Raw genomic sequence first — 23,204 nt, forward strand, 5'->3', positions numbered from 1 at the left:
GGATTCAATTTATAATCTCAACATTTCTAATGTAAATATTGCTTAGTGGCCAATCTGCACTATCTGTATCAACTGCGGCAATTTTATCAATTACATGCATGCCTCTTATAACACGACCAAAAATAGTATAGTCGCCATCTAAAAAATGAGCACCTCCTTTTTGTTGAACAATAAAGAATTCAAACGGAGATGCCAGTTTATGTGGGTTGTCAATCTCACTACTGGGCATAGATATTACCCCTCTGTCATGTTTAAATCCCCGTTTAGTATCTGGGGGCAGTAAATATTTACCAATAAAAGCTCGCTTTCTGGCAGTTTTTTTATCATCACTGTTTCCGGCCTGAACCATAAAATTATCAATAACACGGTAAAATTGAGTGTCGTTAAAGTACTTTTGCTTAGTCAGCCAGATAAAATTAGAACGATGAAATTTTGTTTCATTATACAGTAAAATGTCTATAGATCCAAAATCAGTAGTGATGCGAACTTTATTTTCTTTGTGGTGTTTATCATATTCCAGAAAAAAATCCATAGCGTTTTTTGAATTTAACTTAGGAAATTCACGTTCCGGTTCTATTATTGTATCTTTAAAAATTACTTTTTTTACCGGTTTCTCTGCTTTAGTAGCAGGTTGAGCTTTCTTTTGAGTTTTTTTATCTTCACAATTTAGAAATAGAAGTAAAAAACAAACAGTATATTTAAGTTTCATTAATTTATAATTTAAATAGTACCAAAGGTTTTCATAAATGAATTTCGATACATTTTCGCAATCGCTTTCAAAAATAAAAAATATACCGCTTCCTGCTGAAACATCACACTATAAAATGGTACCTCCGTTTCGTAAAGCGCTGTTAAAACAACAAGAAAAGGCTATTGAAAAAGCAAAACATGCTGGGGTTTTAGCACTTTTTTTTCCGGATGATGTTCAACAAACAAAATTTGTACTGATTTTGAGAAAAACGTATAAAGGCGTACATTCTGCACAAGTGGCATTTCCGGGAGGTAAATTGGAAGAACAGGATAAATCTTTGGAAGCAACAGCTTTAAGAGAAACATTTGAAGAAGTAGGGGTTTTAGAAAAAGATGTTCAGGTAATACGTCAATTATCACAAGTATATATACCACCAAGTAATTTTTACGTTCAACCTTTTATGGGAGTAGTTGAAAATACACCACAATTTGTGAAGCAAGACAATGAAGTAGAAACCATTATAGAAGTAGACTTAGATGATTTCTTAAGCGATGACTATTTAATTAATAAAAGAGTAAAAACATCATACAGCGTTGAAGTAGAAGTGCCGGCTTTTAAATTAAACGGACATGTAGTTTGGGGGGCAACGGCAATGATACTGAGCGAGATTAAAGACTTGTTAAAACGCCTTGTTTAGTCCGTAGATTTATTACATTTGCAGCAATCAACTAAATTTGATGTGTGATTTATGGGATGGTTTAAACAAAATCCATTTGGACATTATCTTTTTATAAAAAAATGGCTCATTAGAGTTTTGGGTGCCATGACCCATAGGCGTTTTAGAGGTTTTAATGAGTTACAGATTGAAGGCTCTGAAATTATTAAAGACCTGCCGAATAAAAATGTGCTTTTCATTTCAAATCATCAAACGTATTTTGCTGATGTAGTGGCTATGTTCCATGTGTTCAATGCCAGTTTAAGTGGGCGTGTAGATTCTATTAAAAACGTTGGGTATCTCTGGAATCCAAAGCTTAATATTTATTATGTGGCTGCTAAAGAGACTATGAAAGCGGGTTTATTACCTAAAATTTTGGCCTATGTAGGGTCTGTGAGCATAGAACGGACATGGCGATCAGAAGGAAAAAATGTGAATAGACAGGTAAGAATGAGCGATATATCAAATATAGGAAAGGCACTGGATGACGGTTGGGTAATAACTTTTCCACAGGGAACCACTACACCTTTTAAACCTATTAGAAAAGGAACCGCACATATTATTAAACGCTATAAGCCTATTGTAGTCCCAATTGTAATTGATGGATTTAGACGTTCATTTGATAAGAAAGGACTTAGAATAAAGAAAAAGAATATTCTTCAATCTATGGAAATTAAAGCACCTCTGGAGATTGATTATGATAATGAGACTACCGACGATATTGTTAAAAAGATTGAGTATGCTATAGAACAGCACCCGTCATTTTTAAAAGTAATTTCACAGAAGGAGTTAGAAGCCCAAGAAGCTTTGAATAAAATGAGAGAATGGTAATGTTGGTTAATAACTCCTGACAACTCCCTTTTTAAATAGTTACCAAAATTTATATTTTGCATTTCTTATTATAAGGAATAGTGATGAAAGTCTGTATAGCTGAAAAACCAAGTGTTGCCCGAGAAATTGCTGCTGTTTTAGGAGCCAATTCTAAACGAGATGGATATTACGAAGGTAATGGTTATGCTGTTACGTATACGTTCGGACATTTATGTACTTTAAAAGAACCTAATGATTATAAAGCCTATTGGAAAAGTTGGGATTTAAATAATCTACCCATGCTGCCTGAAAAATTTGAAACTAAAGTTGTTGCTAATTCAGGAATTCAAAAGCAATTTAAAATTGTAAAAAGCTTATTTGACAAAGCTGAAGTTGTTATAAATTGTGGGGATGCAGGACAAGAAGGAGAACTTATTCAACGATGGGTAATGAATGAAGCTAATTACAAAGGCGAAGTACAACGCTTATGGATATCTTCATTAACTACTGAGGCTATAAAAGAAGGATTTGAGAATTTAAAACCGGCAACAGATTACGATAACTTATATTATGCCGGGTTTTCAAGGGCTATAGGAGATTGGTTACTGGGAATGAATGCCACTCGGCTATATACGCTTAAGCATGGCGGATATAAACAGGTACTATCTATAGGTAGGGTGCAAACACCCACATTAGCTATGGTAGTAAATAGGTTCAAAGACATTGAAAATTTTAAACCGCAACCCTATTGGGAGCTTCAAACGCTTTACAGGGATGTGCTTTTTAGTTATGAAGAAGGACGGTTTTTAAAAAAGGAAGATGGGGAGGCTTTGGCCAACAAAGTAAAAGAGAGTGATTTTGAAATTCAATCCATAACAAAGAAGAAAGGGAAAGAGTATGCTCCAAAACTGTTTGATTTAACAGGCTTACAGGTATATTGTAACACTAAATTTGGATTTTCGGCAGATGAAACTTTAAAAATTGTCCAGGCCTTATATGAACAAAAGGTGGTGACTTACCCAAGAGTGGATACCACATTTTTACCAACGGATATTTATCCTAAAGTATCCGGAATTCTTGAGAAACTGATTAGTTATTCAAAATTTACCCAGTCGCTTTTAGGAAAAAAAATAAAAAAATCAGCTAAGGTTTTCAATGATAAAAAAGTTACTGATCATCATGCCATTATTCCAACAGGTATTCAAATTAATTTACCATATAATCAGCAACAGGTTTATGATATTATAACAAGGCGCTTTATTGCTGTATTTTATGATGACTGCCTGGTTTCTAACACTTCGGTTATTGGTAATGCCGCTGAAGTATCCTTTAAAGCTACAGGTAAGGAAATTTTGGAGAAAGGGTGGCGTATTGTGTTTGAAAATCAGGACGCAAAAGAAAAAGAGTCTGGAGTATTACCCCCATTTGAAAAAGGAGAAAAGGGGCCACATGAACCCTCATTTTTAGAAAAGGAAACCAAGCCCCCTAAACAGTTTACAGAAGCCTCTTTGTTAAGGGCTATGGAAACGGCTGGCAAACAGGTTGATGATGATGAATTACGAGATTTAATGAAAGAAAATGGTATAGGAAGACCATCAACACGGGCTAATATTATTGAAACCCTTTTTAAAAGGAAATATATTAAGCGTAATAAAAAACAAGTATTGCCAACGATTACGGGGGTTCAACTTATTGAGACTATTCAGAATAATTTATTAAAGTCTGCTGAACTAACCGGGTCATGGGAAAAGCAATTGAAAGATATAGAGAAAGGAACATTTAGTGCAAGTACTTTTATAAAGAACATGAAACGAATGGTAGATGCATTGGTGTATGAGGTAAGAAGTGAAACAAGGCGAGCTAATATTTCTCACGCAATTACAGTAAAAAACAGGGAAGCTCAAGCTACAAGTAAAAAACAAGCGGGGCTGTTGGCTGAAGGTTGCCCTAAATGCAAAAGCGGTAAGTTGTTAAAAGGTAAAGCAGCTTATGGATGCAGTGCTTATAAATCCGGGTGTGATTTTAAGTTGCCCTTTACTTTTGCAAAGAAAAAAATATCTGAAAAACAATTTATCAGATTGCTTCAAAAAGGAAGTACGGTCAATTTGAAAGGCTTTAAAACAGATTTGGGGAATATTGAAGGTTTACTTCGCTTTGATGAAAACTTTAAGTTAAAACTGGAGCCTAAATTAAGGCCTGTGGAAGTGAAACCAAAAGAAAAAGACTTGATTTGTCCAAAATGCAAACAAGGCACAATAATAAAAGGACAATCAGCTTATGGCTGTAGCGCTTATAAATCGGGTTGTAACTTTAAAGTGACCTTTGATGTTATACGTGAAAAAATAAACGGACAACAACCAACAAGGAGGTTGATTTATGATATTTTAAATGGAAACCTCTAATAATGATACACAGGCATTTTGTTATTTACAAGCCGTATGGTTATTTAAGCCAATTTATGAGTCATGACTCAAAGCAGCAGTCTAAAAAGTTTTTAGGCGAACTGTATAATTTTCCGAAAAATATAATGGCAATTGGCCGCTTGGATGAAAAGTCTGAAGGCCTATTATTACTTACTACTGATGGTAAAACAAGTGATTACATAAATAGCCAAAAAATAGAGAAAGAATATTATGCTCAGGTGGATGGAGATATTCCGGTTGAAGCAATAGAACAACTAAAACAAGGCATAGAAATAGGTTTTGAAGGAAAGAAATATAAAACAAAACCTTGTAAAGCATTTAAATTAGAAAAAAATCTGCAATTACCCGAGCGGTCAAAAAAAATAAGAGATGATAGGCACGGCCCTACATCATGGGTTTCAATAATATTGAGAGAGGGTAAGTTTAGACAAGTGCGTAAAATGACTTCGGCAGTTGGTTTTCCTACATTGAGATTAGTTAGGGTTAGGGTAGGTAAAATACAATTAAATGATATGTTACCCGGAGAGGTTATTGAAGTAGATACCTTTTCTTAGACTTCCAGTTTCTTCAGCTCATTATAATTGCGGTTCAGGCGTTTTAAAAGAATACCGTAAATCAACCAGTAAAACAATAATAAAAAGCCTATTGTAGCTATCAGGATTAAAACTATAACAATGATGATGGCTGAATAAAATTTAAAAACTTCTCCGTTTGCAGTTGCTAATTGTAGCTTATCTGAAAAACCAGGATCGTGATTTAGGGCATAGAAAGAACCGATAAATGCTCCAATAATCAAAGATGCAAGGTTAAAAATGACATAGTATTTTACAGTTCTTCTGGTTTTTAGAATGTTTTCCATTAATTGTTTAGAACTGTCTGTAACTGAAATTCTTTTGTAATTTCTATAAAATAAATAAAAGAAGTAAATTAAAACGGCATAACTAATAATGGAAATGGGAATTAATACGTTATTAATATCCAGTTCCTTTATTTTATTAGAATAAGACGTTCCTTTCAATAAAAAGGCAATGCCAAACCAAAAGGCAAATTCTAAAAGACTGATTATAAAAATCCATTTTACTATAGAAGATGACTTCTTTAAAATCATCTTATAAATTTCATTATAAGTCAATTTTGGATATTTATCGCCGTTTCTATCCCAATCTTTTTTTAATAAATCTAATTCATCCATAACTGTTACGGATTTAGTATGGTTTTTAGCTTAGTTTTGATCCTGTTCATTTTCACCCTGGCATTCACTTCGCTAATTCCCAATGTTTCACTAATTTCTCTATAATCCTTGTCTTCTAAATATAAAAAAACAAGAGCCTTTTCAATATCATTTAATTGATGTACAGCTTTGTATAGTACCTTTAATTGTTGTTCTTCAGTATCATCATAATCCTCTGATTTAATTTTAAACTCAACACCATTAAAATCTTGTGTATTAATAGTTCGCTTAGATTTCCTGTATAGTGTAATAGCAGTATTTAATCCTACTCTATACATCCAGGTACTAAACTTGGCATCTCCTCTAAATTTAGGGTATGCTTTCCAAAGTTGAATTGTAATTTCTTGAAATAAATCATTATGAGCATCATAATTATTAGTGTACAACCTGCATACTTTGTGTACAATATTTTGATGCTTTTCCAGCAATTCAACAAAACTATGTTCCAGTTCTTTATTCAATGTGATGGTTTGGTTATAGTGTAAGTAGTTTAATCTTTTAAAATGTTACAGGTATTTATAATAATTATTTGCAAGTTCAAAGAATGCAATCAGGAACAATCAAATATATCTGGTTTTTATGAGAATAGACTTAGGGAAACAAAGTAATTTTAAAAATAGTGTTACATCTGGTGGCTTAAATCTATCAATCAGATACATTTTACAATTTTAATGACTTAGTCTTTGTTTAAGAGTATGAAACTATCAATCCATCATAGATAATTTACAGTTCAGTAATTATTAGTTTTTCTCATCGATTTTCTAATGCAAGTTTGTTGCATCAAACAAACATTTAAGAAGCATATTTTAAAAACCATGAAAAAACTAACCATTATTATTATTATAGCATTAATTGGTTCTCAAATTTTAGCACAGTCAACATTAAATGGTAGAGTATTTAATTCAAAAAAAGAACCCATTGTAGGAGCCAATATTTATTTAGAAGGGACCTATGATGGTGGTACCACAAATGAAAAAGGAGAGTTTGCATTTAAGACCACAGAAACCGGAACCCAAACGTTGGTTGTTTCTTATATGTCTTACGAAACTTTTACCATGATAGGAGATGTAGCTTATATGAAGGATTTATTAGTTACACTTAAAGAAGATGTAAATACCTTGGATGCCGTTGTGCTTTCTGCAGGAACATTTTCAGCAGGAGACAATAGTAAGGTGAATGCTTTAAAGCCTTTAGATGTAGTAACAACGGCCAGTGCTTTGGGCGATTTTGTTGGAGCATTGCAAACGCTTCCTGGAACCACAACTGTAGCAGAAGATGGCAGGCTGTTTGTCCGTGGTGGAGATGCTGAAGAGACTCAGATATTTATTGATGGTATCCGGGTTTTTACTCCATATACACCTACAACCAATAATGCTCCAACCCGGGGGAGGTATTCCCCTTTTCTATTTGACGGTATTACTTTTTCCACAGGAGGATATTCTGCAGAATATGGCCAGGCCCTATCAAGTGTTTTGCTTTTAAATACCATAGATGAACCTGATCAGGAAAAAACAGATATAGGCATTATGAGTGTGGGGGCAACTTTGGGAAATACCCAAAAATGGGATAAAAGCTCGATTAGTGTTAATGCATCATACATAAATTTAGCGCCTTATAATGCTATTTTTCCTAACCGGAATAACTGGATAAAACCTTTTGAGACAGCTTCAGGAGAAACGGTGTTTAGAAAAAGAACCAATGCAGGTTTATTTAAATTATATGGCGCATTTGATGCAACAAACTTTGAATTAACACAGGAAGATATTAATAACCCGGAGGGGGTGTATTTTAAATTGAACAATAATAATTTTTATTTGAATGGATCATATAACGGTGTTTTAAATGATACCTGGACATTTTTTGGAGGAATTAGCTATACTTATGCAAAAAACAACCTGAATGTTATTGAAAGTGATATTAATGGTACAGAAAACTCTTTGCATACTAAGCTTAAGTTTAAAAACAGAATAAGTAATAGGTTTAAGCTTTATTTTGGTGCTGAATATTTTGTAACTGATTTTGCCGAAAAATATAATGATGAAACTATTATTGATGCTACATATGGTTTTAACAATAACATAGCTGCTGCTTATGCTGAAGCTGATATTTTTATCTCTAAGAGCCTGGCATTTAAATCAGGAATAAGAGGAGAATATAGCGAGTTATTTAAAGAATTTATGATAGCACCCAGGGTATCACTTGCATATAAAATATCAGATAAAAGTCAATTGTCATTAGCCTATGGCAATTTTCATCAAAACCCACCTAGTAATGTTTTAAAATTCGATCAAGACTTAAAAGCTCAAAATACATCACATTATATTTTCAACTATCAGCATAATGCAGATGGGAAAATTTTTAGAGCAGAAGCCTATTATAAAAAATACAGGGATTTAATAAAATATAGCGATGATTTTCCTGATTTCAATAGCGATTTTAGTAATGATGGTTACGGATTCGCAAAAGGAATTGATTTCTTTTGGAGAGATAGTAAGAGCATTAAAAACTTTGATTATTGGTTGAGTTATTCGTTTTTAGATACCAAGCGTGATTACAAGAATTATGACATGGAAGCACAGCCTAATTTTGTTAATACACATAACGTATCAGTAGTTGGTAAATACTGGATTGATAAATGGCGTAGTCAAATGGGGTTGAGTTATGGTTTTGCTTCTGGAAGAACTTATACTAATCCTAATAAACCAGGATTTTTAAATGAAAAAACAAAAGCATTTAACAGTTTCAGTTTAAATTGGGCTTATTTAATAAGTCCGCAAAAAATACTGTATGCCTCAGTGAACAATGTATTAGGGTTTAGAAATGTTAATGGCTATCAGTATTCAGATACACCAGATATAAATGGAGTTTTTAATAGACGCGTTTTACAACCTGCAGTAGACCAATTCTTTTTTGTTGGATTCTTTTGGACCATTAGTGAGGATAAAAAGAGCAATCAGCTTGATAATTTATAAGAAAATTGATTAACAACTATTATAATGGACTTTGTCAGCTTTTTTTCAAAAAAACAGAAATGGATTGTATTATTTTGATTTCCCGGAATTGCTTACAAAAGAGATGTATTCACTATTTGGAGCCCATGAATTAACATTAATAGTGCCTTGCCCGCCATATAAATAGGCAAGGACTCTTGGAGCTCCTCCTGAAACTGGCATTAAGCGTAACATAACTTGTTTAAATGAAGGATGGGAGTTCAACTTAATATCTGGCATAAAAGAGATAAATGCAATCCATTTACCGTCAGGAGATATATGTGGAAACCAGTCGTTGTATTCATCAAAAGTTAATTGTTCCTTGTTACTTCCATCTGGTTTCATTCTCCAAAGTTGCATTGTGCCTCCGTTTTTTGAGCCATTATAATAAATGTATTTTCCATCAGGAGCGTATTCGCAACCATCTACATGTTCATATTTTTTGCTGCTTGTTAATTTTATTTCTTTACCTTTTTTTATTGATTTTTTATAAATATTATAACCAGCAACCCCTTTTCTTTTAGCTACATAGACTAACTCTTTATTATTTGGAGACCAACCATGTAAATATGAAGGAGCTTCTGTTATGGGGTTCGGTTCTCCTCCTTCTAAGGGTAAAACAAAAATTCTAGACCCTTTACCGTCATCATGACTTATGCCAAGCATTTTACCATCAAATGAAATACAATGATCATTGTTAAGGTTATTGGCCGAACCGGTATTTATTTTTTTAATAGCTCCGCCTTCTTTTGGAATTGTATAAAGTGATCCGTCCATGTTGAAAAGCAAATTTTTACCATTAGGCATCCAGTTTGGAGCTTCAAAACGGCTGTCTTTTTCATAAATTATTTTACGCTTTCCATTAAATATATTCATAGTTTCCATTCTGCATCCAAGCCAACCTTGCTTTTTGGGGTTGTATGTGTCATCAACCGGTTGATCTATGCGAACATTCCAAACTTTAGCACTCTCAATTGTATTTTCGTCATGAGAACAAATAACAATACCGACAAGAGCTTCGTCTGGCATAAATTTTAATTCTTTAGAACTTATTTCTTCAAAAGGTTCTCCTGATTGAGCAGCACGGACTATAAATTTGTTACCCCGACGTTCTAATTGAATAACCTGATAAAACCGTTTTGGTGCCGATATATTATCAAAAGGAGTTTGCATATCAGCGCCCTTTCTTTCTCGCCACTGACCAGCCGTAAGCCCGTCACCATGAAGAAATCCACCAACCATAACAGCATTGTCAGCTTCAGAAGCTCGAGCCATCCATCCAATTTTACGGTGTATTTCATTTAGTCCACTAAATTCAAAATTTGCTGTAACAATAAAGTTTCCTTTTAATTTATTATACAAATAGTGAAACTCATCCCGGTGCCCCCAAATGTTGTACCCGGAACCTTTAATAGTGTAGGTTTGGGTATTGCTATTATAGATCCCGGAACCCGCATTTTTAGGGTGACCTATATCTGTATGATATTGAAAAATTCCAATGGAATCTTCTTGAGCGCGTGTTCCATATGATAAACAAAAAAAGAGAAAAGGAAATACAAATTTGGTCATATTACAGGTTTGGTTTTTACGACTTTACATATCAATAGGATACTATACTTGTTACATACTTATTAAGCAACAAAAACGAAGATACAAAAAGAAGAACACAATAGACCGGCCTTGTAATTAGGGTTAAAATATGGAATTATTAGAATAATCTGTTTTTATTATGATATGATAAATATCATAGTTATTAAGTTGATAATATGATAATTTTATACTAATAAATTACTGAAGTTTTTCTTTTAAAATTAACTATCATGGAAACTAAAAAGAACCCCAATTTAGAGGTGGGGAGAAATAGCAGTATCTACTTTGCTATCGGGTTAAACTTAATGTTACTCTTTTCTTGGCAGGTTTTAGAATATAAATCTTATGAACAGGAAGAAGTTGAAATAGGTATTGTTGATATGGAAAGTGAGTTTGAAGAAGAAATACCAATAATTAATGCCAATGTGCCACCACCACCTCCACCGCCGGCTGTTGTAAGTGAAAGTGTTCAAGTAGTTGAGGATACAGAAGAGATTGAAGAAACGGTAATAGAAAGTACAGAGATTACTCAGGAAACTGCTATAGCAGAGCCTGTTGAGGTTAGTGATATTATTGTTGAAGAAGTAGAAGAAGATGTTCAAGTTGCTTTTGCGGTAATAGAAGATGTACCTGTTTTTCCCGGATGTGAAGGCTTGTCTAAAAGGCAGACCAAGGAATGTTTTCAGAAAAAAATGCAGGAACATGTTATCAAGCATTTTACTTACCCGGAAATGGCATTGGATATGGGGATTCAAGGACGCGTATCTGTAGTGTTTTTTATTGATTCAAAAGGTAATATAACAGGTATACGTTCCAGAGGGCCGGATAAAATTCTGGAAGAAGAAGCAGAGCGTATAATAGGCAAATTGCCTAAAATGAAACCTGGTAAACAACGAGGTAAACCGGTAAAAGTAGCTTATGCTATACCTATATTCTTTAAATATCAAGAGGGGTAAACGGTAGTTAGTAATAGGTTAATTTCAATGTAGTAAAGACGATCTGAATTTTAATTCAGATCGTTTTTTTAGTTTTATAAACCTAAGAAAAACGTTTCATCTTGCTAAATCTACAATTCGGTAAATCCTTTTTTTAAAAAAAGGACTTCAGGATGATATTTGCCTTGTATTTAATTATTAAAAAACACAACCATGAAACACTTAATCATCATTACAACACTATTAACCTTCGGAATTGTTAATGCACAGACCAGCTATGAGAAAGGCATGCAAAAAGCATTTCAACTATGGCAATCCAATGAACAGGTTGAAGCATCAAATCTTTTTGAACGTATAGCAAATGCCGAAACAGATAATTGGTTGCCACCGTATTATGCCGCTCAAATTAATATTATTTCAAGTTTTGGAGAAAAAGATAAAGAAAAACTAACAGCACAACTTAATAAAGCTCAGGATTTAATCAATGATGCTACAGCAATTTCAAAGGATAACCCTGAAATATTGGTGCTTCAAGCCCTATTGCATACGGCTTGGGTAGCTTTTGATGGTGCTACATATGGTATGACATTATCGGGTAAAGTAGCACAGTTATATGCTAAAGCATCACAGATAGCACCGGAGAATCCACGAGTAGTATATTGCAAAGCAGAGTGGGATATGGGATCGGCTTCTTATTTTGGCCAAGATACCACACCATTTTGTAAAGATTTAGAACGTGCCATGGATCTTTTTGCTAAATTTAAACCAGAAACGCCTTTTCATCCTAACTGGGGTAAGGAGCGTGCAGAAATGATTTTAAAATCATGCAATAAGAAATAATTAATTAACTGGAATTAGAAATGAAAAAATCTGTTAGAAATATATTAATAGCCTTCATAATTGGTATTATAGTTTTTATAATAGGGAGCTTTCTTTCTAACGGATTTCAATTTGAGAGTACAGAAAGTTTATTGATTACTCTGGCGTTCTATCAGTTGTATTCCTTTGTTTTGGGGTATTCCAATATGTATTTTTTTGATTATCTGGAATGTCGTCAATGGAAAAAAAATGATACGTTCAAACGAATCATTATTGGTGTGTTTGGCTGTATAATTATAACATTAATAGGCTTATTTGTGTTGAGGGCATCAACATCAATGTTCTATCATGGTAACTCTTTTGAATATTTTTTGGCGAACGAAAAATTTGGAAGTTATCAATTTGGTCTTTGGGTAACTCTGGTTATTGTTAGCATTTTTTATGCTATATATTTTTACAACAGATACCAACAAAACAGAATAAAAGAACAGAAGGTTATTGCCGGTACGGCAAGTGCTAAGTTTGATGCTTTAAAAAACCAGTTAGACCCTCATTTTTTATTTAATAGTTTAAATGTATTGACAAGTTTAATAGAAGAGAATCCGGATAATGCTCAAAAATTTACAACCGGCTTGTCTAAAGTATATCGCTATGTTTTAGAGCAAAAAAATAAAGAATTGGTTACTGTTGATGAAGAGTTGCAATTTGCTAAAACCTACATGTCTTTGTTAAAAATGAGATTTGAAGACAGTATAGTATTTACTATGCCAGAGCGCGCGCTAAACCCGGAAAGTAAAGTTGTACCCTTATCACTACAATTGCTTTTAGAAAATGCAGTAAAGCATAATATGGTGACATCAAGTAAGCCTCTTCATATTAAAATTTATGAAGACCAAGGTAACTTGATTGTTGAAAATACTTTGCAACCTAAGCAAATTGTAAAAAAGAGTAGCGGTGTAGGTTTGAACAATATCATGCAGCGCTATAATTTATTAACCAATAGAAAAATAAAAATAAACAAAGAATCAAATAAGTTTTTGGTAGCCATACCCATACTTACAAAACAAATATCAGTTATGAGGCCACAATCATCAAATCAAATGGACGATAATTATTTGCGTGCACGTAACCACGTAGAAGAACTAAAAGGCTTTTATTACAGCCTGGTATCATACTTTTTAGTCATTCCATTCCTAATCTTTATAAATTATAAAACCTATTGGAGCTTTCAATGGTTTTGGTTTCCCATGTTTGGTTGGGGACTAGGGCTAGCTATTCAAGCTTTTAGGGTCTTTTTTAGTAATAAAGCTTTTGGAAGTAGTTGGGAAAAGCGTAAGATAGAAGAATTTATGAGAGAAGAAGAACAGGCAAATCGTTGGAATTAAAAAAGGAATAAAATGAACCGTTTAGATAATAAAAATACATCTGATAACTTTAATAGAGAAGATGCTTATATAAGAGCTCAAAAACGACTTAAGGAGCTCAAAGGATTTTATTGGCATGCGTTCTGGTATGCCGTAGTTAACATCTTTATTTTTATCATGATAGCTTCAAATACAAGTGGCAATATCTGGAATATTGGCACACTTTCCACACCATTATTCTGGGGTATTGGGCTAGGTTTTCACGCTCTAAGCGTGTTTTGCAGAAACCGCTTTTTTAGCAAATCATGGGAAGATAGAAAAATTCGTGAATTCATGGAAAAGGAAGAAGGTAAAACCGATAAACGTAGATTTGAATAATATGAAAACTCAAGAAGAATTAGACAAAAGCTATATAAGAGCGAAGGAAAAAGTACGACATATTAAAGTTTTTTATGTTCACTTGGTGGGATATATCATTGTGGTACTGCTTCTATTATACAATTTATATATCATTGACGAAAACAATGAGTATGCCGATTTCTTTACCTGGTTTAACTCAATAATAATATTAGCATGGACCGTTTTTATTTTTTTACATGGAAGGTTTGCTTTAAAAGGTAAACAGTTCTTTAAGAAAACATGGGAAGAGAGAAAATTGAAAGCATATATGGATAAACAAGAAAAGAAATGGGAATAGTACTATTTAGTTGACTCTTTTGTAAAAGGACCAGAGAATATCAACAATACCCTGTTATCAATAAAAAATAATCATTAAGAATGAACGTAATTATAATAGAAGATGAAAAGCCATCAGCAAGACGTTTACAACGTATGCTTAAAAGCTTAAACTTAAATGCTGATACCATGTTACATTCTGTTGAAGAATCCATTAAATGGTTTCAAAACAATCAGCATCCGGATTTAATTTTTTTAGATATTCAACTCAGTGATGGTTTGTCTTTTGAGATCTTTGAAGCTATTGCTATAAAATCAGCTATAATTTTTACAACAGCTTATGATGAATACGCACTTCAGGCCTTTAAATTAAATAGCATTGATTATTTGTTAAAGCCAATAGATGATAATGAATTATCAGTGGCAGTAAAAAAATATCAAAACCTTATACCTCAACAGCAGGCAGTAACTTTAGATTTTAATGATATTAAAAAACTTCTTATAAATCCAATTGACCGAGAATATAAAAAACGCTTTTCTGTAAGGGTAGGGCAGCATTTAAAACTTATAAACATTGATGAGATAGAATGTGTTTACAGTGAAAATAAAGGAACTTATATTCACACTACAGAAGGAAGAAATTACCTGTTGGACACCACTCTGGAGCATCTTGAAGATGAATTAGAACCGGATACTTTTTTTAGGATAAGTCGAAAATTCTTTGTGAATATCAACGCTATCAAAGATATGGTAAGTTATACCAATTCGCGTTTACAAATAAAATTAAAATCGTATAGGGGGCAAGACGTTATTGTGGCTAGAGAGCGGGTTAAGGATTTTAAAGCTTGGTTGGAATAAAAGATATGAACATCATTTCTTTATCTTCATTCCTCAATTCTATTTTCATCAAAAGCAGATGGTAATAACTTAGGAATAAATTTAACTACTAAAGGTAATAGTAATGCACCTCCAGGTAACAAAAAAATAGCAAGACTAGGTATAGATTTAAATATGTCTAGCAATTGATCCTGTACCTTTTTTTGTTCTTCTTTTGTTAGGTCCCTTACGGTGGATTGTGTTATAAGAACCATGAGCTCCTTACTGTCTTTTATTTCTTTGTACAAACGTTTGCTATTTCTGGTAATTAGTTTGTGTACCATTTTACTGGAATTATTGTAAAAGCTTTGTACAATATTTTTAGAGCTTAAAAGTGCAATATTGTCTTTGTTAACGGTATAGAATTTATTGACGGTTTTAATAGACTGATGTATCCGTGTAATATCTAATTGTAAATCGTGTCCCAGTTTTTCTAAAAATTGTTGCTCTTCTACATCAATCATCTGATCACTCCATGTGGCCATACATGCTAAATCCAAAATATAATATTTCTCCTGACTGTTTTTTATAAGCTTTATTGCCTTTTTATAATCCAGATTGTTAGAACTATGATAGCGTAAAGAAGACTCAAACAACTTTATCAAACTATCATCATACTGATTTTTATTTTCTTTGGAATTAAGTACATCAAGTGTAATGGCTACAATTGAGGCTTCAAGGTTTTTTAAGTAATCTATACTAATAGATTCGTTTTTGAGGTACTCATCATAAGCTAAAACGTCTACATATAGCAGAGCATTTATGACAAAATAATTGAAGTTTTTTGTGAGTACATTGGCATCAATCTGAATGCGTTTATGTATTATTTTTTCAAGTTGCTCGTTTGATTTTGTACCCCCTAATAGTTCTTGAAAAAAAGAGGTTTTAATTTCATTGATATCCGTGTAGAAGTTAATAACACTTTCTGTAAATGAGGTCTTAATTTTAGACTTTGAGTAGTTGTAAAATAATGATAAAATAAAATTGGTTTTACAAAGCTCTTCTTCAGTAAAATCACTTTTTGGAAATATTTGGGCAGCAATATTTAAATTACTTCCATAAATAAATCCACAGGCTCTTAAGGTGTCATAAAACGCCTCATTACGATATTCCAAAAACCCGTTGTTTTTTGGGAGCTCCTTGAGTAGTTTTTTTATCCAACCTGCTGATGATGGGTTCATTATTTATAAGTAATCAATGAAGTGTAAATGTAACAGTTTATAAGATTAGTTTGCAAATATTCCTATGAATTAAACATTTTCTAATAGTATTTAATGCCAGGCAAATCAGTAACTATTTGTTTGCATGTAATTAAAATGTATAGGCTCTTAATATAAATAGACGTTAATTATGGTCTAAAGGAAGCTCCAATCAATGGCCCAAAAACATTAACATTGGTATCTAAACTTTCAGAAGAAGAGACGTCGCTTCTTTTATAGTTAAAATTTCTAAACCCTGCATTTATAGTGATTAGTTTTGAAACTTTAAACATATTTAAGTAAAGAAAATCATAAGTGAATTTTGAAGAGTTACCAATACCAAAACCACCGATGTCCATAGACACATTTAACGAGAATTTATTGCTAATATGAAGGTCTGCCTTAGCTCCCAACATTAAATCCCACCAATCAGTTAATTGATTTAAAGTACCATTAAGCAAAATATTGTCATTATGAGAGAGCGAATAATTTAAAAAGAGATCATTTTTCCAATATTTAGCTCCAAAATCAATAATTAAACGCCACCCTTTTAAAACTTCATTTTCTTTAAAATGGAAGTTTTCATAAACGTTATAACCTAAATTGAAGGCAAAAATACGTTGAATGATTTCTAAATCTATTTTTAATCCGGCATTGGATGTTTTGTCTCCCAAATTAGCCCAGGTACCGTCAAAAAACAAATGAAAACGTTTAAACCTGGTATGAGCAGCTAATTGAAACCCGGCATTAGTGATGGAATTTAAATCATTAAAAGATTGTCTTATTTGCGTTCCGCCAACATCAGTTGAGTTAAAAGCAAAAAGCCCATAAGGGGTTATACTGAAATCCCAATCACTTTTTTTATTAATATTCTTTTTGAGTTCAGGTACTTGAGCATTAACCAGACATGTTACGCTTAGAATAAAAGAAAACGTGAGTTTTATAATTAAAAAAGAAAGCTTTATTTCTCTCATTCTTAATGCGTAGTATGTTAGGTGTTAATTTTTACGTAAGTAGGTGTTAATTTCAATAGCAACATCTTCCCATGTTTTGCTTACGCCATCTGGCCCTTTATGTAAATCAAAACAAGCCTTATTAAGAGATTCTAGAGCACCTAATGCGTTCCAATCCTTAAGGTTCATAGTACCGGTCATAGAAATTCGCCTTTCATCAGTTATTAAAATTTTCAATGGCAAATCGTGAGTAACACCATTCATGGTTAGAGATGCTACTACAGAGTTACCGTTATGTTTTATGGTACCTTTTATAAACTCAGTATCTAGCATAGCCCCGAAAAAAGAAGCTTTTATTTTTGCATCTCTACCTTCATCTTTAGTAAATAAATTGCTAATAGGTATTGAAAAGGCTAGGTTATTAAGAGCTTCTTGTATAGTTGCCCCTTCCTTGTTCTCAAATTTTATAACAGAAAACTCACCTCCAACAGCTAATTTTTCTGTGGTCTTGTAAGCGGTCCATTTTACTGAGGTTGCTTCAGGCTTTACAACAAATTTTTCTATTGAAGTGTCTTCAGCGGGTGCTTCTGTTTTAGTTTCTTTTTTTTCGTTTTTACAAGATGTTAAACCTATTGTTAATGCAATTAATATAATGCTAAGTTTTTTCATTTTTTTTTGCTTTTTTTGGTTAATCGAAGTTAAGGCATTAATAAATCAATTGCAAATATCTCCCATGACATATGTCATATTTTAAAATGCCTTTAAGTCATAATTTTGAACTATAAATGTTAGGTATGTCAAATTCGTTAATCAATAAGTATAATATTGCTGGTCCACGGTATACCAGTTACCCAACGGTACCGTATTGGGACAGTACTACGTTTTCTTTGGAGAAATGGAAACGGTCTCTGATACAGTCATTTAAGGAAAGCAATTCTAAAGAGGGAATAAGCCTGTATATTCATTTGCCTTTTTGTGAAAGTTTATGCACGTTTTGTGGTTGTAACAAACGTATTACCAAACAACATAGTGTGGAGTCTCCATATATCAATGCTGTTTTAAAGGAGTGGAGCTTATATGTAGAGTTGTTTGAAGAAAAACCTCTTATCAAAGAGTTGCATCTTGGAGGGGGAACACCTACCTTTTTTAGCCCTGAGAATTTGGAAATGTTGATAAATGGTATATTAAGGGATGCTGTGAGAGCAGAAGATTGTGAATTCAGTTTTGAAGGACATCCAAATAATACAACAAGAGCACATTTACAAGCACTTTACAATGTTGGGTTTAGAAGAGTAAGTTATGGTGTTCAGGATTATAATGAAACCGTACAAAAAGCTATTCATAGAATTCAACCTTTTGAAAATGTGAAGCGGGCAACAGAGCTGGCCAGAGAAATAGGATATACCTCTGTAGGGCATGACATTATTTTTGGGTTGCCATTTCAAACCTTAGAACATGTAGAAGAAACTATTTTAAAAACAAAAGAATTATTGCCTGATAGGCTAGCGTTTTATAGTTATGCACACGTACCATGGATAAAGGGGAATGGGCAGCGTGGATTTAAAGAATCTGATTTGCCATCAGCAGCATTAAAAAGAAAACAATATGAATTAGGAAAGCAATTGCTAGCTGAAGTTGGGTATGAAGAAATTGGAATGGATCATTTTGCGTTAGTAACAGATTCTCTTCATGAATCTATGATCAGTGGGAAGCTACACAGGAATTTTATGGGGTATACTGCTTCAAAGACTCAGGCTATGATTGGCCTTGGGGTTTCTTCTATTAGTGATAGTTGGTATGGGTTTGCACAAAATGTTAAGAAAATTGAAGATTATTACGAGTTGCTGGAAACCAGTAGAATTCCGGTTTATAGGGGGCATATTCTGTCTAAGGAAGACTTAATTATAAGAAAACACATTTTGAATTTGATGTGTCAATTTAAAACATCATGGTCTCCTGATAATCTTTATTTTAAAGAGCTTCCGGATGCTCTGATAGAGTTGCAGGAAATGGAAAATGACGGATTACTTTCTATAGGAGATAGTAGTGTTGAAGTTACAGAAAAGGGACGGCCATTTGTTAGAAATATCTGTATGGCTTTTGATGTTTTATTGCAAAGAAAACAACCGGATACCAAGTTGTTTTCAATGACGGTGTAAATTGAATAAGAACATTGATTGTATTGATGAAACTGTTCAAGTTGTTATTCCTGAGAGATCAGAACCAAAACTAAAAAATCATGAAAAAAATAATTGTACCAATTGATTTTTCTGAACATTCAGAATACGCTCTTAAAACAGCGGCTAAATTGTCTAAAAAGTATCATACCGAATTACTTGCTCTACATATGTTAGAAATGTCAGATATCATGTTATCTGCTTCAGACGGACTTCAAAATCAAAAGGCTGTGTATTTTCTTCAACTTGCAGAGAAAAAATTTAAAGATTTCCTAAAGAAAGACTATTTAGAAGGTGTTCATGTTACTCCAATTATTAAACATTTTAAAGTGTTTAGTGAGGTTAACGATGTGGCCTTAAAAAATGATGCAGACCTTATTATTATGGGGTCTCATGGTACTAGTGGATTAAAGGAGCTCTTTGTGGGGTCTAATACAGAACGCGTAGTGCGTAATGCAGAAATACCTGTTTTGGTAGTTAAAAATGATTTATTGAATGTGAATTTTGACGTTGTTACTTTAGCTTGCGATTTTTCTGAAGAGAATATTAGATCGTACTTAAATGCAATGAGTTTATTTAATAAAATGGATTCTAAAGTTTATATGGTTTACGTGAACTTACCTAATGATAAATTTAAGAGTTCGTTAGAAATTGAAAAAAAGGTGGTTAATTTTTTTGCAAAAGCTGATGGAAACTTAGATAAAATGGACGATGTTCATTATGTATCTGATTATACTGTTGAAGATGGCGTTTTGAATTTTTCTAATAAAACAGGAGCAGATTTGATAGCGGTACCAACTCATGGTAAAAAAGGACTTGCACATTTCTTTGAAGGTAGTATAGGGGAGGATGTAGCTAATCATTCTACATTACCGGTAATAACATTTAAAATATAACTTGTTTATGTGGTTGTAAGCTGTTATTGATTAACTCAAATTAAAAGACTGTCTGAAAATGATTTGATCTAGTCATACAGAACACCACTTTTCAGACAGTCTTTTATTTATAGTGCAGATGCTGCCAAAACATTAAATAGATTGGCTTTAGTTTTAAAAGCGCTGTTCTCAATGTCAATGGCTTTAAGTTTTGCATCTATAAGTTTTGATTCACGAGAGTTAACCAAGAATAAAGAACTTTCCCCTAAAAAGAACTTGCGTTCCTCAGCAGAAAGCATTTTAGAATAATCATCAACTATAGTATTAGTGACATTGGTTTGCAATACATAAGAGTCTAGTTCCTGGTTGATGGCATTAATTTTATTTTTCAATGTTACTCTTGTTGACTGAATTTCAAACTCTGTGTCCTGAATTTTAAGTTTGGCCAGTTTTAAATCAGCGCGTTCTTTTCTGAGAAATAGCGGGACACTAATATTCACCCCGCTTTTATAAGCCGAGGTACTGAATGATCTGGAGATTTCAGGCGTTTGAGACAAAAAGTTATATTGAAGATCAACCCTGGGTAAAAGGTTATTTAGTTTTAAGCGCTTTTCAATATTCAGACTTTGAAACTTATAATCTAATGATTGTAATTTTGGATGTTCTTCTAAATTTAAATTTTCAATATCTAATGCTGATGTGTTCAATGTATTATCTATAGTTTCAAAGGTGTATATGTTTGGAATGATACCTTCTTGTATTTCTATTGGTGTATTCTCATTTAACCATAAGTAATTTGATAATTCTAAAGAGGTTTTAATAAATTTTATACGTGATTTTTCCAGGTTTAACTTTCTGTTGTTTAGAGCAATTCTTGCTTCCAAAGTATCAATGGCGGGTTTATCTCCTACTTCATAGCCTTTTTTAATACCATCAAAACGTACTTGGGCATTGTTTAAAAAATCTTCATAAACGCGCTTTTCATTATAAGTTTTCAACCAATTAAAATAGGTAAGTGTGGCCTGGTAAAGAATATTGTTTACTAATAACTGTCTGTCATTTTTAGCCTGGTTTACAAAAAGCTTTGCTTGTTTAAGCATAGCCATTCGTTTATTGGTTAAAAAACCACGGGCTACTGATACGGAAACACCAACACTGTATAGCCCATCTTCAGGAACACTGGATTCGGGGTTAAGGAAATCTCCGGTGTTTTCTTCAAAATTTCCTTTGAGCTCTATACCATACCATGTTGGTATTTTAAAAGCAGCATTGAGTTTATCATAATATTCAGTGTTTTTGAATTTTTTTCTGTCGTAGTCTACCTCAATTTTTGGGTCGAATGCACCTCTGGCTTTCATTAATTTAGCTTCACTTTCGTTGATAACCAAATTGGCTTGTTTTACTATGGGATGAAACGATTTAACATAGCCCAAATATTCTGATAAGCTAATTACAAAGGTACTATCTTGTGCAAACAGGAACGAACTTGTTAGCAACAGGATATTTAATAGAAAAGTTCTCATTTTTTATCTTTTTTTGAAACTTTAGAGTCAGTGCCATCTGGCTGATAATAATTAGGTGGAAAGCTATTAATTTGTCGCCATAATTCAAACCAAATAGGAACATCTTCTAATAGAGCAATAGTTTTTGCTCCTGAACCAATACGAATAGCTTCAGGCCATTTATGATCAGTCTCATCTGGAGCTAAAAGTATACGATAGCGCCCATTATTACTAATAAAGTTTTCTATAGCAACTACCTTAGCACCATAGGTTCCATATGATGCATTTGGCCATCCGCTAAAAACAATCGCCGGCCATCCATCAAATTGCACACGTACTTTTTCCCCTATATGTAGCAAAGGTAAATCAATTGGACGTACATAGGTTTCAACAGCCAGCTCATATTGTGAAGGCATTATCCCTACCAATTCTTCGCCTTCTTTAAACGTTACACCAATACCTCCGGTAAGTACTTTATTAATATACCCACTTTGAGGAGCGGTTACGTAAAGCAAATCATTACGCATCTTATAGTTGGTAGCTGCATTTTCAAGTTTGGTAACCTGTGCTTTAGCATCATAACCACTTGATTGTGCAGTATACATGTCACTTTGGGCTTTTGATATTTTATCAGTATAAGTAGCTTTTATTCTTGATAGTTCCAATTGAGCATTTAAAACCTCATTTTGACTGGCTATATATTTATTTTCCTGTGAAATTAGCTTAGCCTGAGTTTCTTGAAGTTTTAACCGTTTTTCTTCTACATCTTTAACAGCCTTTAAACCTTCCTCCTGAAGTGTTTTAATTCTATTAAATTGTCGCTCAGCAATAGTTATGTTAGTTTTTGCAGCTTCTAAATCAATACTGTCGCTCTTTACTTTCAAGTGTGATTGAAGCAGCTTGTTTTCCGTTTGTTTTAATTTTAATTGTTGCTCGTTTTTTAAAGCAGAAACCTGCCTGTTTAAAGCTTGAACTTTGCCTTCGTAAGCATTAACAGAAGAAGATTTGGCTTCAATCTGCTGATTGGTTCTTTCAACTAGCTTATCATCAAAGTAATCACTTTTTATTTCGGAGATCCTAAGAATAGTATCTCCCTTTTTTACAAAATCACCTTCCTGGACATACCAATCTTCAATACGTCCCGGGATTTGAGACATAATATGTTGTGGTCTTTGATTTGGCTTTAATGTAGTTACTAAACCCTTACCGGTTATATTTTGAGTCCAGGGTAAGAATAATACAATAAACATGACTATGGCAAAAGCAAGCAAAAACCTGTTAAAGAATTTATAATAGGTTTTATCCATGATATTTTTACCGGACTTGTATTTGGATAAGTCTATGGTTTTATTCAGTTGGTTATGTGATATATTTAGCAT

22 protein-coding genes are annotated in these 23,204 nt (G+C 33.1%); 13 read left to right on the plus strand and 9 right to left on the minus strand.

Going from position 1 to position 23,204, the window contains the following annotated elements; translation table 11 throughout:
• Positions 1 to 4: 4 nt before the first annotated feature.
• Positions 5 to 709 (minus strand): peptidylprolyl isomerase, encoded by a 705-nt coding sequence (locus VOI54_RS14745; RefSeq protein WP_326283714.1) that lies wholly within the window; start codon positions 707 to 709, stop codon positions 5 to 7.
• Positions 710 to 746: 37 nt separating this feature from the next.
• On the opposite strand from VOI54_RS14745, the gene VOI54_RS14750 reads away from it, so the two are divergent.
• The 4 genes from VOI54_RS14750 to VOI54_RS14765 all read left to right on the plus strand — a co-directional run bounded on the left by VOI54_RS14750 (position 747) and on the right by VOI54_RS14765 (position 5,193).
• Positions 747 to 1,388 carry an NUDIX hydrolase gene (locus VOI54_RS14750; RefSeq protein WP_326283716.1) on the plus strand — a complete coding sequence of 214 codons (642 nt, stop codon included), beginning with the start codon at positions 747 to 749 and terminating at the stop codon, positions 1,386 to 1,388.
• Between the two features lie 51 nt (positions 1,389 to 1,439).
• Complete coding sequence (locus VOI54_RS14755; protein WP_326283718.1) at positions 1,440 to 2,237, plus strand: lysophospholipid acyltransferase family protein; 798 nt, start codon at positions 1,440 to 1,442, stop codon at positions 2,235 to 2,237.
• A gap of 83 nt (positions 2,238 to 2,320) precedes the next feature.
• Positions 2,321 to 4,618 carry a type IA DNA topoisomerase gene (locus tag VOI54_RS14760; protein ID WP_326283720.1) on the plus strand — a complete coding sequence of 766 codons (2,298 nt, stop codon included), beginning with the start codon at positions 2,321 to 2,323 and terminating at the stop codon, positions 4,616 to 4,618.
• Between the two features lie 2 nt (positions 4,619 to 4,620).
• Positions 4,621 to 5,193 (plus strand): pseudouridine synthase, encoded by a 573-nt coding sequence (locus tag VOI54_RS14765; RefSeq protein WP_326283722.1) that lies wholly within the window; start codon positions 4,621 to 4,623, stop codon positions 5,191 to 5,193.
• Here the strand turns inward: VOI54_RS14765 and VOI54_RS14770 are convergent.
• Entirely contained in the window at positions 5,190 to 5,831 is a 642-nt protein-coding gene (locus tag VOI54_RS14770) for a DUF8845 family protein (RefSeq protein WP_326283724.1), read from the minus strand. The two genes, VOI54_RS14765 and VOI54_RS14770, sit on opposite strands and share 4 nt — an antisense overlap.
• A 5-nt stretch (positions 5,832 to 5,836) precedes the next feature.
• Positions 5,837 to 6,331, minus strand: a complete 495-nt coding sequence (locus VOI54_RS14775) for an RNA polymerase sigma factor (protein WP_326283726.1) — start codon at positions 6,329 to 6,331, stop codon at positions 5,837 to 5,839.
• A 354-nt stretch (positions 6,332 to 6,685) separates the two neighbouring features.
• On the opposite strand from VOI54_RS14775, the gene VOI54_RS14780 reads away from it, so the two are divergent.
• The gene (locus tag VOI54_RS14780) at positions 6,686 to 8,842 is read left to right on the plus strand and encodes a TonB-dependent receptor (RefSeq protein ID WP_326283728.1); all 2,157 of its coding nucleotides are present in this window, start codon (positions 6,686 to 6,688) and stop codon (positions 8,840 to 8,842) included.
• A gap of 69 nt (positions 8,843 to 8,911) precedes the next feature.
• On the opposite strand, the gene VOI54_RS14785 is transcribed toward VOI54_RS14780, so the two are convergent.
• Positions 8,912 to 10,429: a TolB family protein gene (locus VOI54_RS14785; RefSeq protein ID WP_326283730.1), complete on the minus strand. Its 1,518-nt coding sequence runs from the start codon at positions 10,427 to 10,429 to the stop codon at positions 8,912 to 8,914.
• 251 nt (positions 10,430 to 10,680) lie between these two features.
• On the opposite strand from VOI54_RS14785, the gene VOI54_RS14790 reads away from it, so the two are divergent.
• The 6 genes from VOI54_RS14790 to VOI54_RS14815 all read left to right on the plus strand — a co-directional run bounded on the left by VOI54_RS14790 (position 10,681) and on the right by VOI54_RS14815 (position 15,101).
• Positions 10,681 to 11,406, plus strand: coding sequence for an energy transducer TonB (locus VOI54_RS14790; RefSeq protein WP_326283732.1), 726 nt, complete (start codon positions 10,681 to 10,683; stop codon positions 11,404 to 11,406).
• 192 nt (positions 11,407 to 11,598) lie between these two features.
• Entirely contained in the window at positions 11,599 to 12,225 is a 627-nt protein-coding gene (locus tag VOI54_RS14795; RefSeq protein ID WP_326283734.1) for a hypothetical protein, read from the plus strand.
• A 20-nt stretch (positions 12,226 to 12,245) separates the two neighbouring features.
• Positions 12,246 to 13,589 (plus strand): histidine kinase, encoded by a 1,344-nt coding sequence (locus VOI54_RS14800; protein WP_326283736.1) that lies wholly within the window; start codon positions 12,246 to 12,248, stop codon positions 13,587 to 13,589.
• A gap of 12 nt (positions 13,590 to 13,601) precedes the next feature.
• A complete protein-coding gene (locus VOI54_RS14805; protein ID WP_326283738.1) occupies positions 13,602 to 13,946 on the plus strand; it encodes a 2TM domain-containing protein in 345 nt (114 codons plus the stop codon).
• A gap of 1 nt (position 13,947) precedes the next feature.
• Positions 13,948 to 14,265, plus strand: coding sequence for a 2TM domain-containing protein (locus VOI54_RS14810; protein ID WP_326283740.1), 318 nt, complete (start codon positions 13,948 to 13,950; stop codon positions 14,263 to 14,265).
• An 80-nt stretch (positions 14,266 to 14,345) separates the two neighbouring features.
• The gene (locus tag VOI54_RS14815; protein ID WP_326283742.1) at positions 14,346 to 15,101 is read left to right on the plus strand and encodes a LytR/AlgR family response regulator transcription factor; all 756 of its coding nucleotides are present in this window, start codon (positions 14,346 to 14,348) and stop codon (positions 15,099 to 15,101) included.
• A gap of 26 nt (positions 15,102 to 15,127) precedes the next feature.
• On the opposite strand, the gene VOI54_RS14820 is transcribed toward VOI54_RS14815, so the two are convergent.
• The 3 genes from VOI54_RS14820 to VOI54_RS14830 form a co-directional block, all read right to left on the minus strand.
• Positions 15,128 to 16,300 (minus strand): LETM1-related biofilm-associated protein, encoded by a 1,173-nt coding sequence (locus VOI54_RS14820; RefSeq protein WP_326283744.1) that lies wholly within the window; start codon positions 16,298 to 16,300, stop codon positions 15,128 to 15,130.
• 167 nt (positions 16,301 to 16,467) lie between these two features.
• Entirely contained in the window at positions 16,468 to 17,292 is an 825-nt protein-coding gene (locus VOI54_RS14825; protein WP_326283746.1) for a hypothetical protein, read from the minus strand.
• A 24-nt stretch (positions 17,293 to 17,316) separates the two neighbouring features.
• Positions 17,317 to 17,940, minus strand: a complete 624-nt coding sequence (locus tag VOI54_RS14830; RefSeq protein ID WP_326283748.1) for a YceI family protein — start codon at positions 17,938 to 17,940, stop codon at positions 17,317 to 17,319.
• A 125-nt stretch (positions 17,941 to 18,065) separates the two neighbouring features.
• Between VOI54_RS14830 and hemN the strand changes: the two genes are divergently transcribed.
• Complete coding sequence (gene hemN, locus VOI54_RS14835) at positions 18,066 to 19,430, plus strand: oxygen-independent coproporphyrinogen III oxidase (RefSeq protein WP_326283750.1); 1,365 nt, start codon at positions 18,066 to 18,068, stop codon at positions 19,428 to 19,430.
• 80 nt (positions 19,431 to 19,510) lie between these two features.
• On the plus strand, positions 19,511 to 20,344 hold the full coding sequence (locus VOI54_RS14840) for a universal stress protein (RefSeq protein ID WP_326283752.1): 834 nt from the start codon (positions 19,511 to 19,513) through the stop codon (positions 20,342 to 20,344).
• A gap of 107 nt (positions 20,345 to 20,451) precedes the next feature.
• Here the strand turns inward: VOI54_RS14840 and VOI54_RS14845 are convergent, their stop codons facing one another.
• Positions 20,452 to 21,846 (minus strand): TolC family protein, encoded by a 1,395-nt coding sequence (locus VOI54_RS14845; protein ID WP_326283754.1) that lies wholly within the window; start codon positions 21,844 to 21,846, stop codon positions 20,452 to 20,454.
• The gene (locus VOI54_RS14850; RefSeq protein WP_326283756.1) at positions 21,843 to 23,204 is read right to left on the minus strand and encodes an HlyD family secretion protein; all 1,362 of its coding nucleotides are present in this window, start codon (positions 23,202 to 23,204) and stop codon (positions 21,843 to 21,845) included. Before VOI54_RS14850 ends, VOI54_RS14845 begins: the two co-directional genes overlap by 4 nt.

This window comes from Alterotamlana spongicola (genome assembly GCF_035818475.1).
Lineage (GTDB): Bacteria > Bacteroidota > Bacteroidia > Flavobacteriales > Flavobacteriaceae > Cognatitamlana.

Coding starts and splice junctions, on each gene's coding strand:
- VOI54_RS14825 (WP_326283746.1), bottom strand. CDS start 17,292: ATGAGAGAAATAAAGCTTTCTTTTTTAATTATAAAACTCACGTTTTCT.
- hemN (WP_326283750.1), top strand. CDS start 18,066: ATGTCAAATTCGTTAATCAATAAGTATAATATTGCTGGTCCACGGTAT.
- VOI54_RS14820 (WP_326283744.1), bottom strand. CDS start 16,300: ATGAACCCATCATCAGCAGGTTGGATAAAAAAACTACTCAAGGAGCTC.
- VOI54_RS14840 (WP_326283752.1), top strand. CDS start 19,511: ATGAAAAAAATAATTGTACCAATTGATTTTTCTGAACATTCAGAATAC.
- VOI54_RS14805 (WP_326283738.1), top strand. CDS start 13,602: ATGAACCGTTTAGATAATAAAAATACATCTGATAACTTTAATAGAGAA.
- VOI54_RS14755 (WP_326283718.1), top strand. CDS start 1,440: ATGGGATGGTTTAAACAAAATCCATTTGGACATTATCTTTTTATAAAA.
- VOI54_RS14830 (WP_326283748.1), bottom strand. CDS start 17,940: ATGAAAAAACTTAGCATTATATTAATTGCATTAACAATAGGTTTAACA.
- VOI54_RS14750 (WP_326283716.1), top strand. CDS start 747: ATGAATTTCGATACATTTTCGCAATCGCTTTCAAAAATAAAAAATATA.
- VOI54_RS14760 (WP_326283720.1), top strand. CDS start 2,321: ATGAAAGTCTGTATAGCTGAAAAACCAAGTGTTGCCCGAGAAATTGCT.
- VOI54_RS14765 (WP_326283722.1), top strand. CDS start 4,621: ATGATACACAGGCATTTTGTTATTTACAAGCCGTATGGTTATTTAAGC.
- VOI54_RS14770 (WP_326283724.1), bottom strand. CDS start 5,831: ATGGATGAATTAGATTTATTAAAAAAAGATTGGGATAGAAACGGCGAT.
- VOI54_RS14815 (WP_326283742.1), top strand. CDS start 14,346: ATGAACGTAATTATAATAGAAGATGAAAAGCCATCAGCAAGACGTTTA.
- VOI54_RS14785 (WP_326283730.1), bottom strand. CDS start 10,429: ATGACCAAATTTGTATTTCCTTTTCTCTTTTTTTGTTTATCATATGGA.
- VOI54_RS14845 (WP_326283754.1), bottom strand. CDS start 21,846: ATGAGAACTTTTCTATTAAATATCCTGTTGCTAACAAGTTCGTTCCTG.
- VOI54_RS14745 (WP_326283714.1), bottom strand. CDS start 709: ATGAAACTTAAATATACTGTTTGTTTTTTACTTCTATTTCTAAATTGT.
- VOI54_RS14795 (WP_326283734.1), top strand. CDS start 11,599: ATGAAACACTTAATCATCATTACAACACTATTAACCTTCGGAATTGTT.
- VOI54_RS14780 (WP_326283728.1), top strand. CDS start 6,686: ATGAAAAAACTAACCATTATTATTATTATAGCATTAATTGGTTCTCAA.
- VOI54_RS14800 (WP_326283736.1), top strand. CDS start 12,246: ATGAAAAAATCTGTTAGAAATATATTAATAGCCTTCATAATTGGTATT.
- VOI54_RS14850 (WP_326283756.1), bottom strand. CDS start 23,204: ATGCTAAATATATCACATAACCAACTGAATAAAACCATAGACTTATCC.
- VOI54_RS14790 (WP_326283732.1), top strand. CDS start 10,681: ATGGAAACTAAAAAGAACCCCAATTTAGAGGTGGGGAGAAATAGCAGT.
- VOI54_RS14810 (WP_326283740.1), top strand. CDS start 13,948: ATGAAAACTCAAGAAGAATTAGACAAAAGCTATATAAGAGCGAAGGAA.